Genomic DNA, 15,590 nt, shown 5'->3' on the forward strand with positions numbered 1-15,590 from the left:
TGAAGACTTCTTTACTACTGATCAATCCATCCTCCTTCCGAAGTTGGTTTGCTAAGTGCTGCTATTGTACCCCTTGAGCCCTTAACAGGCTGTACTTGGGCTATTACTACAAGCTGATAGCGGCTGTTCTCTACTCAGGTCGACTCATATGAAATCAGAGATCTACACGATTGGTCACTCAAACCACGAGATTGATTTTTTCATAGACTTACTGCGCCAGTACAACATCACCGGTATTGGCGACGTTCGCTCACGTCCATATAGCCGTTACGTCCCTCAATATTCACAAGAAAAGTTGAAAAGTGCTTTAGCGGCAGCAGGTATTGCTTACGTCTTTCTGGGCAAAGAATTGGGAGGACGTAGCGAAAATCCGAGCTGCTATGATCAGGGTAGGATTCAGTATGAACGACTGGCAAATGAGCCAGCCTTCCTCGAAGGGATCGACCGTCTGATCCAAGGTTCTAGTCGGTATCGGATCGCACTGATGTGTGCTGAGAAAGACCCTATTGAATGTCATAGATCGTTGCTGGTGGCGCGTAAACTTTTTCAAAGTGGGATTCCGGTCAACCACATCTTGGCCAATGGCTCTTTGGAGACTCATGAGGCTCTAGAATCTCGTCTTCTTGCCCTTTGCAAACTTCCAGAGGGGGACTTGTTTAGAAGTCGGGAAGAGTTTATAGCCGAAGCCTATCTCATTCAAGGCAGGCGTGTCGCCTATCGAGATGAGAAAATGTCAAAAAATGATGAGCGGAGCGCGAGGCCATGAAGATATTTACGATAGGGTTTACGAAGAAAAGTGCAGAGCAATTTTTTAATCGCTTAAAACAGCCTGGTCTGGTTCGAGTTGTTGATACTCGACTTAATAACACCTCGCAACTGGCGGGATTCACGAAAAAGAGGGATCTAGAGTTTTTTCTTCGCGAGATCTGCAAGCTTGGATATGTTCATTTGCCGGAACTTGCACCAACTCAAGAGATTCTCGATGCTTACAAAGCCAGTGGTGAATGGTCTAACTACGAGAGACGGTTTTTGTCGCTGATGGCCGAGCGTCGCATTGAAGATCAAGTGGATAAAAGTATTCTCGATGGAGGATGTCTGCTTTGTAGTGAAGCTACACCTGAGCACTGTCATCGTAGGCTGGTTGCTGAATATTTGCGCAGAAAATGGGGTGATGTTGAAATCGTGCATCTATAAAAACCAAGAGCTGGCACTACGGCTTTTTCCGATTTATGCAGCTATTCCAACTTGCAGCAGGGTTCTGGCAACACGGAGCGAAAGGGATGCCCAACCGATTTGGAAACTCTCTCACCGACAGCAAGCTCAATACAGGGATCCCAGCTTGGGCAGATCCAACACATTGACATCTTTGGGGTTGACCTTGAGCAGATGATGGGCGAGCAGGAAGCCTGTGATCGTCTGGGTTTGGCTGCCCCATGCGTACCTCTGTTGGGTCATGGAAGTATTCCGCCTACTTTTGTTCGGGAATGACCTTGGTTTGAATGTTGCACCCGTTGCTGATGACATCGCCGTACTGTTGCCCCCGCAACACTGGGCCAGTGTTTGCCGCCGTTGCTTTTGGATCCCAAGTTCCTGCGGGCAGCTAGCGTGTATGGTAGATGAAAGCTTGTTTTTGGGTCTTTCCCCGTCCCCATGCCCAGGGCTAGCACCTCTCGCCATCAGACCGACCCCCGCTTCAGCTCTGCTATCGCTCCACGACGCTTTCCCGAACAGGCCAAAGGGTTAAAGCCCCACCAACAAAAGCAACTGCAACGGCTTTACCAACTGCGCCTACCCCCCAACCGCCTGGTGACGGTGGAGTTTGCCCAACGGCTGGGATCCCTGACCCAAGATCTGGAAGGTCAGCCCATCAGCGTTTACCTCAACCGGCGCGGCCAGGTGATCCGCGTAGGGGTGGGATCCCCTTTTGAAACCCAGATTCCTGCTTGGGAATTGCCCCGCCAGGGGGCCGAGCGCCTATCCGGGATCCGCTGCATCACCACCCAAATGGGGGAGGGGGGCCCCGGTCAAAAAGCGCTGACGGCCATGGCCCTGCAGCGTTTGGATGCCCTCATCACCCTTTCCGTGTCCAAGTCAGGAGGGCACCGACGCCGGGGAGGAGCGGCTACGGGCTTTGTTCACCGGGCCTATCTGGCCCATCTGCTGCCGGAGGGAGGGCGCCGTTGGCAGGTTTCTGAGCCTTTGCCTTTGGGGATCCTGGCAGAACAGGATCTGCAGGAGCTGGTGGCGGAGCTGGAGGATGGGTTTCGGCGCCAGTTGACCGCCCGCCAGGTGGATCTGGATCAGGATCGGGCCATCCTGGTGGGGCTGCAGGAGTCCGGGCAGAGCTACGAGGATCTCATGGATGGGTTGGCGGAGCTGAGCCGCCTGGTGGAGAGTGCCGGCGGACAGGTGCTGCAAGCCCTCTGGCAGAGGCGGGAAGGCCCCAATTCGGCCACGGTAATCGGATCCGGTAAGGTGCAAGAGCTGGCTCTGCTGGTCCAGGATCTGGGCGCTAACTTGGTGGTGTTCGACCGGGAACTTACCCCCAGCCAGGTGCGCACCTTGGAAGAGGCGGTGGGGGTGCGGGTGGTGGATCGCAGCGAGGTGATCTTGGATATTTTTGCCCAGCGGGCCAGAACCCGGGCCGGAAAATTGCAGGTGGAGCTGGCCCAACTGCAGTATTTGCTACCTCGCTTGGCCGGTCGAGGGCGCACCATGTCTCGGCTAGGTGGGGGCATCGGCACCCGTGGCCCTGGGGAAACCCAACTGGAAATGGAGCGGCGGGCTATCCAACGGCGCATCGGCAAGCTGCGGCAAGAGGTGGAAGAGCTGCGCCGCCACCGGCAGCGGCTGCGCCAACGGCGCGAGGGATCCCAAATTCCTGTGGTGGCCCTGGTGGGCTACACCAACGCCGGCAAATCCACCCTCCTCAATGCCCTCACCCATGCCCAGGTCTACGTGGCCGACCAACTCTTTGCCACCTTGGATCCCACTACCCGGCGGCTGGAGCTGCCCGACCAGCAGGCGGTGCTGTTGACCGACACAGTGGGATTCCTAACCGAATTACCAGACCAACTGGTGGATGCCTTTCAAGCCACCCTGGAAGAGGTGACGGAAGCGGATGCCCTGCTGCATGTGGTGGATCTGTCTCACCCCAACTGGGAAGGACAGATCGAGGCGGTGGAAACCTTGCTGGACAAGCTGCCCTTGGCCACTGGTCCCCGCCAGCTGGTGTTCAACAAAATCGACCGCCTGGATCCCGAATGGGTAGAGGATGTGCGCCTGCTCTACCCGAAGGCCCTGTTTGTTTCCGCCACCACCGGCCAAAACCTGGATCAGTTGCGCCACACCCTGGCCCAATTTGCTGCAGTTCTAAGCCCCAACCCCTTCGATAGTCAGGAACCCAGAGATCCCTAAAAGCACTCCATAAGGATTTCCAAACCTGCATAGCTCATCTTCATCCGCCGTCAACATAAACATTCAGTTACATTGAGATCAGGATTGTGACCCGACTTAAAGTTAGGGAGAGAACATGGCCACCACTGCAGTTGCACCTCAAGTCGCACCTCGCCTGGCCCAGCCCCATCTGACGCTGCAAACTCTGCCCATCGGGGCCGACACCCTTGCCATTCGCTCCCAAGATTGGGATCGGGATCGATTTGACATCGAATTTGCTCTGGAAAATGGCACCACCTACAACTCCTTCTTGATTCGCGGCGAGAAGGTGGCCCTCATCGACACCTCCCACGAGAAGTTTCGCCAGTTGTACCTGGATTGCCTGCAAGGGATCCTAGATCCTGCCCAGATCGACTACCTGGTGGTCAGCCACACCGAGCCAGATCACAGCGGCCTAGTCGGTGATCTGCTGGAGCTGGCGCCCCAGATGACGGTGGTGGCCTCTAAGGTGGCCATGCAATTTCTGGAAGATCTGGTGCATCGGCCCTTCCGGCGGCTGGTGGTGAAACAGGGAGATCGCTTGGATCTGGGCAAAGGGCACGTTCTGGAGTTCATCTCGGCCCCCAACTTGCACTGGCCCGACACCATCCTCACCTACGACCACGGCACCCAGATCCTATACACCTGCGACGTGTTTGGGATGCACTACTGCGACGATTTCGCCTGGGACGAACATTCCCACCTGTTGCAGGCGGACTTTAAGCTCTACTACGACTGCCTCATGGGGCCCAACGCCCGCTCGGTGTTGTCCGCCCTGAAGCGCATGGAAGCCTTGCCTCCCATCGCTGCCATTGCTACCGGCCACGGCCCCCTACTGCGCCATCACCTGTCCGACTGGGTGGGGCAATATCGCACCTGGAGCCTCGAGCAGGCCAAAGCCGAGCGCCTGGTGGCAGTGTTCTACCTGTCCGGCTATGGCCAGGCGGAAACCTTGGCCCAGGCCATTGCCCGCGGGATCCAAAAAACCGGCATCCAGGTGGAGCTGGCAGATTTGCGGCTGGTGGATGCCCACGAGGTGCGGGAGCTGATGAGCTTGGCCGCCGGCGTGGTGATAGGCATGCCGCCCCAATCGGGGCCAGAGGCGGCCACTACCCAGGTGCTGCTGAAAACCCTGCTGGCCTCTGCCCACAGCAAGCAGGGCTTTGGCCTGTTCGAGTCAGGGGGGGAAGACGACGAGTCGGTGTACCTCTGCCGCAACACACTGCAAGAAATCGGCGCCAAAGAGGTGTTTGCCCCCATTCTGCTTAAGCAGCCTGCCGGCGAGGCCCTGCTGCAACTGGCCGAAGAAGCAGGTACCGACCTGGGGCAGTGGCTGACGCGGGATCGCAGCATTCAGCAGATGAAAGCCTTGGATGCCGACCTGGATCGCGCCCTGGGCCGCATTAGCAATGGCCTCTACATCATCACTGCCCGCAAAGGGCAAGCCACCAGCGCTATGCTCGCCTCCTGGGTAGCCCAAGCCAGCACCGATCCGCCAGGGATCAGCATTGCGGTGGCCAAGGATCGGGCCATCGAATCCTTCCTGCAGGTGGGAGATACCTTCGTGTTAAACGTGCTGCAAGAAGGCCATTACCAACCCTTGATGCGCCACTTCCTGAAGCGATTTCCACCGGGAGCCGACCGCTTTGCCGGGATCAAGACCTACCCTGCTGCCAACGGATCCCCCATCTTGGCCGATGCTTTGGCCTACCTGGAGTGCCGTGTGGTGAGCCGCCTGGAAACCAGCGATCACTGGGTGGTGTACAGCACTCTAGAAGCTGGTCGGGTCTCCAGCCCAGAGGGCCTCACCGCCATTCACCACCGCAAGGTAGGGAATCATTACTAATACTGATAGTGAGCAGTGAGAAGAGAGAAGTGAGAGATAATTTCTCACTCCCAGCCCTTCTCCCTGGGGAAGCTGGGATCCCTGTAGCGAACAGACTCACAAAAACTTCAATAGGACTGCCGATAGACCAACCCACTGGGATGTAGGAAAAAAGGCTGTCTTCTCCCAGGCGGATCCCGCTCTGCTCTAGCCAAAAGGGCAGTCTCTCTGTTCCCTGTTGAATCCTTTGGGATCCCTGCTGGGCTGGCCGATAAGGGACGCTGCCCAAACTCGAAGAGAGGGGATCCGAGGGGGCATACCTCTGTCGCCAGCGCTGGTAGGGGCTGACTTGGATCCCTGCCTTGTCCATCTGGGTTGTCGAGAGGGCAGAGGCAGGTGCTGACACCTCTGACAACTGCAGTGAAGAGGGCGAAAGGACGACCACCGGACATGGCTCAGCTTGTGCCCAAGCCCCCGGCGCAAAAAACAAGGCCAGAAGGCAGCCGCTCCAGCAAAAGAAGATGGCACGCCGCACGGGAAGATCCCTCCATAAGCTCAACCCAGCCGCTTCTCAGGCCATTTTCTGAAGAGGCAGGACTGAGAGCGCAGCTCCCATCTTGCCCATGCCAATTTGCAGGCCGAGTGACCGGGATCCCCTTGGCTGGGTGATCTGGATCAGCAGACCCACTCTTGACCCAAAAGTGCTGCGAGGCCCCCAGCTCATCCGCACCGCTAGAGCAACTGACTATAGGGGTGTATGGTCATTTCAATTCAAACTTCGATTCAAACTAGGACATTGCACCCACACCTCAAACAGTGAATGATTGAATGCACGAGGCCAGAAGGCTTTTCAAGGACTCCGTCCCGCTGGCGCGATCGGTAGTCCAGGCGTCTCACCCTAAACTGAAACGACCATAAAGCGCGGTGTCCCAAGCGAGATTTCAGCGGCAGGGCAGTCAACTGCTGAAAAAATGTGCTTTGAGTGCCAAAGTTTTGGCTTGTTTCCGCGAACGGTGCCCAAGGGCAAGGAGCATGTCATGAAACCGCGGATTTGCCAGGATGATCTGCACTGCTGACCCGTACATAGGCGTGCCAAGCCAAGTCCAGCAGGCCATCCAACACCGCTGCAGCCACTGCCGGGCCTCCTTTGCGTCCCTCGGTGCGGATGTGGGGCACCATGGAATCGGCTAGCTCCTGCTTGGCTTGCACCACGTTCACAAACCCAGCCGGCGTGGCGATGACCAGAGCAGGGGCCACCTCCTTCTTTCTAATCAGCTGCACCAAGCTGGAGAGGGCAGTCTGGGATTGGCCAATCACAAAGATCGCCTCAGGGTAGCGTTGGGCCAGGGTTTCCAAGCCCCAAGCGGAGCGGGTCTTGTCCCTTTGGGGACGGGTAATCGCTTCGCTGCCGCAGTAGATGGGGTTGGAAAAGGTGTTCTGAACAGCCCAGGCAATGCCCACCTGTACCATCGGCTCATCGACCACAATGGTGGTACGCGCTGCCAAGGCCGCCGCCCCAGCCTGTAAGGCTTCGTTGCCAAAACGGATGAGGTGCAAGTACTCGAAGTCAGCAGTAGCATAAATAACCCGACGAACCACCTCATACTCAGCAGGAGAAAGCTCGTGCTTGCCCACCTCCTGGTCGATGATCATCAAACTCTCTGCATCGGTTACGTGCCACTCCATCGATCCCAGACCCCGCCCGCCGTTTATCCTCAGTAATGACAGGATTGTACCTGCAGAGGCTCCAATGGGTGGGAAAAACCATCGCTCAACCTGGGGGCCAGCCCATCCCCCGACCGCCCAGAACGTGAATGTGGAGATGAAAGACGGTTTGCCCGCCGTCTTCTCCTTCGTTGATCACCAATCGGTAGCCTTTATTTAAACCTGCCTCGGCAGCCACCCGCTGAGCGGTCAGCAGGAGATGTCCCAGCAATGCCTCATGTTCGGGCTTGGCCTGGGAAATGCCGGGGATGGGCTCTTTGGGCACCACCAAAATGTGGACAGGGGCTTGGGGGGCAATATCTTTGAAGGCCAGGGCTCTATCGTCTTCGTAAACGATTTGTGCAGGGATCTCCCTGCGAATAATCTTGCCGAAAACTGTGTCGCTCATGGGTGCTCACAAATTAGTTCTGCCCTTAGCCTACCTGCTAACCGCACATTCTCCCACCCAGGTGGCGAGAGTGGCGCTCGGCACCTACTGCTTCAGCAGCCATTCAAATTCCTGCCGCAGTGATTGAATATGCCCCACTCGCGAGACCAACAGCGCATCTCGCCCGGCATCGCGAAAACGAGAGCGCCACATACTGACCAAATCGGGGTTGCTGCACCAAAAGCGGATAACGGTATCGACCAACTGATCCAAGTCCCAGCCGCGCCGGGCCGGCACTTCCTCCAGGGATCCCAGCAACGCATCGAGGGTGCAGGGGCTGGTACCCAGGTATTCCACCCCGCAGGGCCGCTGGGCCAGCTTCTGTTGCTGATGAAAGAACTGTAGAGCAGGGGCAATGCCGATGATCTCGAAGGTATAGACCATGTTGCTCCGCAACGCTGACGCGACTGGGCTCAGTCCTAACTTTTTGCGAAAATAAGGGTTCTCAAAAAATGGGGTTCAGCAGTCTCTCGACCGGTTTGAAGTCGGGATCCCTTCCCAACTGCCGTCGATCTCTGATTAGGCATTGATTATACCCAACTTGGGCAAGCTGCCAAGCCGGAAAAAACGCTGCCCTGCTGACGCGAGCGGCAGATAGAGACCTTATTGAGGGATCACGGCGACAGCGCTATTGCCTTGGTGTCCGGTGCATTTAGCTAGACCGCCGGGGAGCCCCGCCCTCTGTGCATCAGCGTGAGTGCGGGAGTATGTCACTGCTGCAGGGATCCTATCCAAGTTGGTATTGTGTCTTGGGCCTTTTCTTGAGTGGGGGGGAGTTGAAACTGAATGCGCGGCTGTCCCACTCCATAGGTGAGGGTGTAGCTCCACTGCAGGCAGCGCAGCCACAGGCGGGGGTAACGCGCTTCTAGCCAGGGCTGCAGGCGACGCAGCAGATTTGGAAGCCAGCCCCTGAACAAAGCAGAGGTCAAGGCCAGGCCGGTATAGCTGAGGTAGGTGGGTAGCCACTGGGCAAAGCCTTTGGCCCCTACGGCCTCCCAGATCCACAGCAGCAGCCGTGGGTTTTGCAGGGCAGCTTTGATGGCCATGCGGTTAAAGGCCAGCCAGCCGGCCCGGTCTTTGATGAAATCGTCCACCACCTCCGGCGGCTCGGTGGCGAGAATGCCGAAAAAGCTGTTGAGAGTGGCATTGATGCGCTCGGGGGGCAGCACCTTGCCGGTGGGCACCATCATCCCCCGCGAGAAGAGCCAGGTGACGGCCGAGTTGCCCTGGTAGGCCCGGATCTGGGCTAAGTCCGCCGCCCTGAGCAGGTCGTGGCGCAGCGCCGTATCCAGCAGATCGCACAGGCGGGGGCAATTGCGCACCAGGGATCCAAACCCGGTAAAGCTGAGGGGCGATTGCATGGCTGCCGCATCCCCAATAAGCAGCACCCGGTCAAACTCCGTCCCGCTGCCGCCAACAGGGTGCCGGGGCTGGCCAAATCGTCCGGGGATATAGCCGAAGGTCGCTTTTTTCCACTGCAAGCGCTCTGGGTCGCAGCGGCGGTATTCCGGCAGAATAGTGAAAAAATCTTCGTACAGTTCCAGCAGGGATCCGGGGTTTTCCGGATGCACCTGGTGGTAGTGGAACAGATAAAAGGTAAGATCTTCGCCTGGGCCGGGGAACAGCTCCCAAATGAGTTGCCGACCGCGGCTGATGTCCCCGTGGCTGGCCAGAATGTCCCCAAACTGGGGATCCCATACCCCTGGCTCAAACCCCCCCGCAATGGTGGCCCCCACCGTGGGGCAGACGCTATCAAAAGCCCGATGGCGGTAAAGCTGCTGGGCAATGGGAGAGACTGTTCCCATAGCATCCACCACAAGGCGGGATCCCAGCCGAAACTCCTCGCCGGTGGGCAAATCCTTCAAAACCAGCGTGACGCCTTGTTCGCCAACATAGGCCCGCTGAAACTCGGTGCGCTCGTAGATAGCTCCCCCGCAGGAAGTGAGGATTTGGCCACAGAGCTGCAATAGCTTTTCCGCGTCAATGGCCAGATTGAGTACCGTCGGCGTGTGCAAAACGGGAGCGCGAACCGGGCTATTGCCGTCAAAAAACTTGTTGAACCCATCCGTGTATTCCCGCAGGATCAAGCTCTCCATCTGCTCGGCGCTCAAAAGGCCCAAATCCACCAGGGTTTGCAGCTCCCGCCGGGAGATGTTCCACTCGCGGTTCATGCGGCCAAAAGGGAGTCGCTCCACCAAGGCCACGCGGTAGCCCAAGCGAGCCATGGCCGCTCCATAGATGGCTCCCAGCGCTCCTCCCACGATGGCCAGATCCCACTCCACTGGGGCCGGCTCAGGGCCAGGCTGGCGAAACAAGACCGGCTGAGCAGGGCGGTGGGCTGCGTGGCAATGTTGTACTTCTTCCCGCCAGCGCTTTTCCCACCAGTACACCCGCTGTAGGTCGAACTCGCCATTGGGGATCCGGCGAAAATACTTCACCGTTTGCGGGTAGAAAGGCTCAAGCTGATCGAAGATGGATCCCCGGTTCAGGTCGATCTGGGGCAACTGCGGGTAGCGGTGGGGAAATTGGCTTTGGATGGCCTGTTCCAGCTCTCTCAGCCAGCGAGCTTGGCGGGGGAAGGGCTGCTCCGACCACTGGAACACCTTGAGATAGGTGGTGTTCAGCCCCGACCACAAGAAGAGGGCCAGCTCAGCGCCGGATCCCTGTAGGCGCAGGCCCGTGGGGGTAAGAACCTTCTGGCTGCCTTGGGGCAGGGGGATACACTCCTGTAGCCAGCGCAGCACTTGAGCACTATCGGGGCAAGGGATCTCGCGGTAGTAAAGGGAAGTAAGCACGGCGCCGAGATAAGAAACCGAGCAAATCTTTACCCATTGTGACATGAGGGGATCCCTTCCCCTTGCCGATCCCGGGGATCACCCTCTACCCAGTTGTTCCCCGAGCTGCAGATCGGCAGGGGTATTGCAATTGGTGAGCATCCTCTCAAGAGACTCCGTCCCGCTGTCGCGAACGGCCAGGGGTAGGATGGCTGTTGGCACCTGGGATAGCCAGACCTGAAAGGATCTTCCCCCCGCCTGCAAGAAACTCTCCAGGGAGCCTAGCTGCGCCAGGCGATAGAAGCCACACAGGGGTTCCCAGCCCCGCTGACTTTTGGGCAGGGCGGCCACCGTCTGAGGGGGCAGGGCGGCAAGGCGCCGTCGCCAATCCCCAAGAACCTGCTCCTGCAAGCAGGGCAGATCGCAGGCCAGTAGCAGGATCCACTCCGGGGGAACGGCCAGGGTTTGCAGCCGCCGGATCCCCTCTTGAAAGGCCAGCAGCGGGCCTCGGTGTTGCTCTGCAACGCTGTCGCGGCTGTGAACGTTTTCCCGCCAGAGATGCCAACCGGGATCCACCACCGACGCATAGCGCTCCGGCCAGGGGGTGAGGATGTAAACCGCGTCGGCGCAGGCTGCTGCCACCTGAGCCACCCGTCGCAGCAGGGGGATCCCATCCCAAAGCACCAAGGCTTTGTCGGATCCCATGCGGCGGCTGTTGCCCCCGGCCAAGATCAGAGCCACGACCGCAGGCAGGGAATCTTCAGACATCTTGGGCATGCGGCTTTTCCACAGGGTTGCCGAGCACCAGGTATGGGTGGAGGAATAGGATAGGGATCCCATCCTCTCCTCACTCTAGCCGCTATGTCTGAGCCTTCTGGTCGTCTGGTTTGGAACCACTCCACCCACATCTCAGGGTTGATCCCTGTTTTGGAACGCCTGACCCGGCAGGCGGGCATTAAAACCGTGACGCCGGGCGCTCTGTCCTGCAGCCGTGGGCGGATCCCCCAGTTGCAGTTGCGGGTTTCGGTGCCGATCCGGGGCGGGTACAAGCTGGTGGCCCGCAAGGGAAGCAGCGTGCAAGAGGTGTTTGTGGTAACGGATCTCAGCCAAACCGAGCTAGAGGCGGCTATTCTCCGCTGTTTGTAGTCAACTGTTTGTAGTCAACCGAGCCTCGTTATTGCTCCGCAACGCTGTCCCGACCCAGAACTTCGTCCTGCTGGGGCAAATGGCACATCAGTTGAGGATGAGTTAGCTATGTCTCGTGCTAGTCTCAAGCCCGCCCGTATCAGCGCTGTTTTACCCGGATCCCTGGCAGCAGAAGTGGGCATCCAACCTGGAGAGGCCCTGGTCAGCATCAACGGCGAGCGCCCCCGCGATCTCATCGACTACCGCTTCCTGATCGCCGAGGAGTATGTAAGCCTGGAGATCTTGGACAGCCAAGGGATCCCGCGCACAGTTGAGCTGGAGAAGGGAATCGACGAGGATCTGGGGCTAGAGTTTGAGACAGCCCTGTTCGATGGCCTGATCCAGTGCGCCAACGCTTGCCCCTTTTGCTTCATCGACCAACAACCTCCGGAAATGCGGGCAACGCTGCACCTCAAGGACGACGACTACCGCCTCAGCTTTCTCTACGGCAGCTACCTCACCCTCACCAACTTGCCTGCTGCCGAATGGGAGCGCATCGCTCGCCTGCGCCTTTCTCCCCTCTACGTGTCAGTGCATGCTACCGACCCGGAGCTGCGCAGCCGCTTGCTCAAAAACCCGCGGGCTGGCCTGATTTTGGAGCAGTTGGCCTGGTTTCGCCAGCATCGCTTGCAACTGCACGCACAGGTGGTGGTCTGCCCAGGCTGGAACGATGGGGATCACCTCACCCGCACACTCCTCGATTTGGCCGCCTTTCGCCGGCCCGTAGACGGGATCCCCACCGTCCTCTCGGCAGCAGTGGTGCCGGTGGGGTTGACGCGCTTTCGCCCCCCTGGTGATGAGCTGGTTCCTGTGGATGCGGCCAAGGCCCGAGAAGTGATCCAGCAGGTGGAAACTTTGCAGGTCGGGTTTCGGCAAACATTGGGATCCACCTTTGCCTGGCTGGCCGATGAGTGGTATTTGCTGGCCGGGCGGGAACTGCCACCGGCAGAGCACTATGAAGATTACCCGCAGCTGGGGAACGGGGTAGGCTCCCTGCGGCTTTTCCTCAGCCAGTTCGAGCAGCTCAAACTGCCGCCTGAGCTCCCTTCTCCCCTCAAGGTTCTGTGGGTGGTGGGCAATGCCGTAGAGCAAGCCTTCCAGCCTGTGGTGGAGCAGATGAACCGCATCCGCGGGCTGCAGTTGGATCTTTTGCCTATTGCCAGCCAATTTTGGGGACAAACCCTGACGGTAACCGGGCTGCTGACGGGGCAGGATATCTTGGATGCCCTGAAGTCTGTGGAAAACTTGGCGGACTATGATGGGCTATTGCTACCCCAGATCGCCCTCAAGGATGGGGAGCGCTTTTTGGACGATCTGACCTGGCAAGAGGTGCAGGCCCAGGTGGGGATCCCGGTGGTGCGGGTGGACGGCGGGCCGGCAGGCTTGGTGCAGGCGGTGCAACAGCTAGAACAGGGCTATGCCTACGGCACCCTGTGTTGTTCCGCATCGCTCGGGCGAAGGGAAACTGCACCGCTGACGCGACCGAGAACAGCTTTGAGCCGAGGATCCTGAGGCGATGCAGAGGTTGCGGCGAGGATTGTTTCTGCTGCTGGGGGTGGGGCTGGGGATCCTGGCCATCACGGCTTTGGCCTCTTTCTATGTAGATCTGGCTTGGTTTGCCGAGCTGCATGCTCTGCCGGTGCTGTGGACGCGGGTGATTGCCCGCTGGGGGCTGGGCCTGGGCGCTTTCCTCTTTGCCCTGGCGGTGACGGGATCCAACATCTGCTCCTGCTGGCGGGGGGCAACCTTGACCGGGGCCTGGGCGATTGCCACAGGTTTGAGTGTTTTCTTTGCTGGGTCTCTTTCCAATCACTGGTTCACGCTGTTGCTCTGGCTGAACCAGGGGCCCGTCGGGGAGTCGGATCCCATTTTCAACCGCGATCTCAGTTTTTTTCTCTTCAGCCTGCCTTTCTGGGAGACGGTGCAGCATTGGTGCTTCAACCTGGTGCTGCTCACCTTGGTTACCGTTGTCCTCATCTACTTGGTGGAGCTGGGGCTTTCCGAGCAACGGCTGACCTTGGCCCTTTCTCTCTATGCCCAGCGGCACTTGCTGATCTTGGGGGGATCCCTGTTTCTCATTCGGGCTTGGGGCCATTGGCTGGATCGCTACGAGCTGCTCTATTCCACCCGCGGCGTTGTGTTTGGGGCCGGTTTTGCCGATGTGCATGCAACTCTGCCGGCCACGACCTTGATGAGCGGGGTGGCAGGCCTGACGGCGGTGGGATTCTGGGCTTTGGCCCGCCAGGGGATCCGCCTCAACCTTCCTTTCCTCAAGTCCTGGTGCCCTTCCTGGGCCAGCTCTCTCCTGGCGCCGGCCATCCTCTGGGGGGCCTACCTGGGGTTTGGGCTGCTAACCACCCAACTTTATCCCCAACTGGTGCAAACTTTCTTGGTGGCCCCCAACGAGCTGGAGCTGGAGCGCCCCTACATCGAGGACAACATCCGTTTTACCCGTGCTGGCTTTGGCCTGGCCGATGTCGAAGTCCAACCCTTCCCGGAAGGGGGAGCCCTCACCTGGGAGATCCTGCAGCAGAATCAATCCACCCTGAGCAACGTGCGCCTCTGGGATGCGGATCCCCTATTGGCCACCTACCGCCAACTGCAAGAAATCCGCCCCTACTACCAATTTCCCTATGTGAATGTGGATCGCTACCGCATTGGGGGAGAATTGCGCCAAGTCATGCATGCCGCCCGCGAGCTGGACTTTGCCCAGGTACCCCCCGCCGCCCAAACCTGGGTTAACCGGCGGTTTTTCTACACCCACGGCTATGGCCTCACCCTCAGCCCGGTGAATGTGGTGACCCCTGAAGGCCTGCCGGATTTTTTCCTATCGGATATTCCGCCGCGGGTTTCTCCTCGCTACCCTGAGGTGGCCTCCGTCTTGCGGGTGGAGCAGCCGGCCCTCTACTATGGCGAGCTGACCACCACCGATGTTTTCGTGGGCGCTGAGGCGCGGGAATTGGACTACCCTGCAGCAGAGCGCTATGTGTACAGCAGCTACCGGGGCAGCGGTGGCGTGCCCATTCCCCACCTCTGGCAGCGGTTTCTCTACGCCTGGCATTTTGGCGATCTGCGCATCCTTCTCAGCCGCGAGCTGTCTTCTGCCACCCGCTTTCTCTATCGCCGCCAAATCCGCGAGCGCATCCGTCGGGTGATGCCCTTTTTGCTCTACGACCGGGATCCCTACCTGGTCATTCAAGGCGGCAAGCTCTACTGGTTTTTCGATGCCTATACCACCAGCAGCCGCTACCCCTACTCGGAGCACCTGCCCGGCTTTCCCTTCAACTACATCCGCAACTCGGTCAAGGCGGTGATGGACGCCTACAACGGCAGCATCGATTGGTACATTGCCGACCCTCGGGATCCCCTCATCCAAGCCTACGCCCGCATCTACCCCACCCTCTTCAAGCCTCTGGAGGCAATGCCGGAGCCGCTGCGGCAACACATCCGCTATCCCCAAGACCTCTTCCGCCTGCAAGCGCAGCAGTTTGCCACCTACCACATGACGGATCCCCGCCTCTTCTACAACCGCGAGGATCAATGGCAGATCCCCGGCCAGTTCCGCAATCGACGGCGCATTCCCATGCAGCCGCAGTATCTCATTCTCACCTTGCCGAGGGATCCCCAAGGGGTTGCAAACCACACTCCTGAGTTCGTCCTCCTCTCCCCCTATGCCCCTGTTAACAAGCAGAACATGGTGGCTTGGATAGCGGCCCGCTGCGACGGGGAAAACTACGGCAAGCTCCTGGTGTACGAGTTTTCCAAGCAACGCCTCATCTATGGCCCGGAACAGGTGGAAGCACGGGTCAATCAGGATCCCTTAATCTCCGAGCAAATTTCCCTCTGGAACCAGCATGGGTCGCGGGTGAACCTGGGCACGCTGCTGGTCATCCCCATCGAGACTTCTTTGCTCTATGTTCAGCCCCTTTACATCGAAGCAGAACAGGGCCGCTTGCCTCAGCTCACCCGGGTGATCGCCGCCTACGAAGACCGGGTGGTGATGGAACCGACCCTCAGCCAAGCCTTGGAATCGCTCTTTTTGCCGAGGGGTAGCCGGTAGAGAAAGGGATCCCCTCCTCATTTTTGAGGCAGGTAGTTGACGAAACTTAACGGATGTTTTAAGGTTAGGTTGTCAATCTTCGCGCTTCCTTAGGGAAGTTTGTCCTCATGACTACTGTTATCCAACGTCGCTCAACCAGCAACGTGTGGGAGCAGTTCT

Annotated in this window: 13 protein-coding genes; 7 read left to right on the plus strand and 6 right to left on the minus strand. The window is 58.7% G+C overall.

Translation table 11 applies throughout. The annotated features are described in order from the left end of the window. The first annotated feature begins 148 nt into the window (after nt 1-148). Together ACVWXE_RS12995 and ACVWXE_RS13000 are read left to right on the plus strand one after the other, a co-directional pair. Nucleotides 149-766 carry a DUF488 domain-containing protein gene (locus tag ACVWXE_RS12995; protein WP_414342081.1) on the plus strand — a complete coding sequence of 206 codons (618 nt, stop codon included), beginning with the start codon at nt 149-151 and terminating at the stop codon, nt 764-766. Beyond that, complete coding sequence (locus ACVWXE_RS13000; RefSeq protein ID WP_457490502.1) at nt 763-1,194, plus strand: DUF488 domain-containing protein; 432 nt, start codon at nt 763-765, stop codon at nt 1,192-1,194. Before ACVWXE_RS12995 ends, ACVWXE_RS13000 begins: the two co-directional genes overlap by 4 nt. 126 nt (nt 1,195-1,320) lie before the next feature. Here the strand turns inward: ACVWXE_RS13000 and ACVWXE_RS13005 are convergent, their stop codons facing one another. Beyond that, nucleotides 1,321-1,455 carry a glycoside hydrolase 100 family protein gene (locus ACVWXE_RS13005; RefSeq protein ID WP_238376854.1) on the minus strand — a complete coding sequence of 45 codons (135 nt, stop codon included), beginning with the start codon at nt 1,453-1,455 and terminating at the stop codon, nt 1,321-1,323. A 195-nt stretch (nt 1,456-1,650) separates the two neighbouring features. Here ACVWXE_RS13005 and hflX point away from each other — a divergent pair, with 195 nt between their 5' ends. Both hflX and ACVWXE_RS13015 read left to right on the plus strand, forming a co-directional pair. Then, the gene (hflX, locus tag ACVWXE_RS13010) at nt 1,651-3,417 is read left to right on the plus strand and encodes a GTPase HflX (RefSeq protein ID WP_457490503.1); all 1,767 of its coding nucleotides are present in this window, start codon (nt 1,651-1,653) and stop codon (nt 3,415-3,417) included. 115 nt (nt 3,418-3,532) lie between these two features. Beyond that, nucleotides 3,533-5,281, plus strand: a complete 1,749-nt coding sequence (locus tag ACVWXE_RS13015) for a diflavin flavoprotein (RefSeq protein ID WP_457490504.1) — start codon at nt 3,533-3,535, stop codon at nt 5,279-5,281. A 1,014-nt stretch (nt 5,282-6,295) separates the two neighbouring features. On the opposite strand, the gene ACVWXE_RS13020 is transcribed toward ACVWXE_RS13015, so the two are convergent. The 5 genes from ACVWXE_RS13020 to ACVWXE_RS13040 form a co-directional block, all read right to left on the minus strand. Beyond that, entirely contained in the window at nt 6,296-6,946 is a 651-nt protein-coding gene (locus tag ACVWXE_RS13020; protein ID WP_457490505.1) for a precorrin-8X methylmutase, read from the minus strand. Nucleotides 6,947-7,031: 85 nt separating this feature from the next. Continuing rightward, on the minus strand, nt 7,032-7,373 hold the full coding sequence (locus tag ACVWXE_RS13025) for a histidine triad nucleotide-binding protein (RefSeq protein ID WP_011432043.1): 342 nt from the start codon (nt 7,371-7,373) through the stop codon (nt 7,032-7,034). An 84-nt stretch (nt 7,374-7,457) separates the two neighbouring features. Beyond that, entirely contained in the window at nt 7,458-7,796 is a 339-nt protein-coding gene (locus ACVWXE_RS13030; RefSeq protein ID WP_457490506.1) for a hypothetical protein, read from the minus strand. A 326-nt stretch (nt 7,797-8,122) separates the two neighbouring features. After that, on the minus strand, nt 8,123-10,252 hold the full coding sequence (locus ACVWXE_RS13035) for an NAD(P)/FAD-dependent oxidoreductase (RefSeq protein ID WP_457490507.1): 2,130 nt from the start codon (nt 10,250-10,252) through the stop codon (nt 8,123-8,125). Between the two features lie 33 nt (nt 10,253-10,285). Further along, nucleotides 10,286-11,026 (minus strand): molybdenum cofactor guanylyltransferase, encoded by a 741-nt coding sequence (locus ACVWXE_RS13040; protein ID WP_457490508.1) that lies wholly within the window; start codon nt 11,024-11,026, stop codon nt 10,286-10,288. A 21-nt stretch (nt 11,027-11,047) separates the two neighbouring features. Here ACVWXE_RS13040 and ACVWXE_RS13045 point away from each other — a divergent pair, with 21 nt between their 5' ends. From ACVWXE_RS13045 to ACVWXE_RS13055, 3 genes are all read left to right on the plus strand, one after another. Then, nucleotides 11,048-11,332, plus strand: coding sequence for a DUF2103 domain-containing protein (locus ACVWXE_RS13045; RefSeq protein ID WP_011432039.1), 285 nt, complete (start codon nt 11,048-11,050; stop codon nt 11,330-11,332). 108 nt (nt 11,333-11,440) lie between these two features. Then, entirely contained in the window at nt 11,441-12,883 is a 1,443-nt protein-coding gene (locus ACVWXE_RS13050; RefSeq protein WP_457490509.1) for a TIGR03279 family radical SAM protein, read from the plus strand. A 4-nt stretch (nt 12,884-12,887) separates the two neighbouring features. Beyond that, a complete protein-coding gene (locus tag ACVWXE_RS13055; protein WP_457490510.1) occupies nt 12,888-15,431 on the plus strand; it encodes a UPF0182 family membrane protein in 2,544 nt (847 codons plus the stop codon). The last annotated feature ends 159 nt before the right edge of the window (nt 15,432-15,590 follow it).

Source organism: Thermostichus sp. MS-CIW-41 (assembly GCF_054058915.1).

Excerpts from the sequence above, each read along its gene's own strand:
- ACVWXE_RS13005 (WP_238376854.1), bottom strand. The coding sequence starts at position 1,455 with ATGACCCAACAGAGGTACGCATGGGGCAGCCAAACCCAGACGATCACA.
- hflX (WP_457490503.1), top strand. The coding sequence starts at position 1,651 with ATGCCCAGGGCTAGCACCTCTCGCCATCAGACCGACCCCCGCTTCAGC.
- ACVWXE_RS13050 (WP_457490509.1), top strand. The coding sequence starts at position 11,441 with ATGTCTCGTGCTAGTCTCAAGCCCGCCCGTATCAGCGCTGTTTTACCC.
- ACVWXE_RS13040 (WP_457490508.1), bottom strand. The coding sequence starts at position 11,026 with ATGGGATCCCTATCCTATTCCTCCACCCATACCTGGTGCTCGGCAACC.
- ACVWXE_RS13055 (WP_457490510.1), top strand. The coding sequence starts at position 12,888 with ATGCAGAGGTTGCGGCGAGGATTGTTTCTGCTGCTGGGGGTGGGGCTG.
- ACVWXE_RS13000 (WP_457490502.1), top strand. The coding sequence starts at position 763 with ATGAAGATATTTACGATAGGGTTTACGAAGAAAAGTGCAGAGCAATTT.
- ACVWXE_RS12995 (WP_414342081.1), top strand. The coding sequence starts at position 149 with ATGAAATCAGAGATCTACACGATTGGTCACTCAAACCACGAGATTGAT.
- ACVWXE_RS13035 (WP_457490507.1), bottom strand. The coding sequence starts at position 10,252 with ATGTCACAATGGGTAAAGATTTGCTCGGTTTCTTATCTCGGCGCCGTG.
- ACVWXE_RS13045 (WP_011432039.1), top strand. The coding sequence starts at position 11,048 with ATGTCTGAGCCTTCTGGTCGTCTGGTTTGGAACCACTCCACCCACATC.
- ACVWXE_RS13015 (WP_457490504.1), top strand. The coding sequence starts at position 3,533 with ATGGCCACCACTGCAGTTGCACCTCAAGTCGCACCTCGCCTGGCCCAG.
- ACVWXE_RS13025 (WP_011432043.1), bottom strand. The coding sequence starts at position 7,373 with ATGAGCGACACAGTTTTCGGCAAGATTATTCGCAGGGAGATCCCTGCA.
- ACVWXE_RS13030 (WP_457490506.1), bottom strand. The coding sequence starts at position 7,796 with ATGGTCTATACCTTCGAGATCATCGGCATTGCCCCTGCTCTACAGTTC.
- ACVWXE_RS13020 (WP_457490505.1), bottom strand. The coding sequence starts at position 6,946 with ATGGAGTGGCACGTAACCGATGCAGAGAGTTTGATGATCATCGACCAG.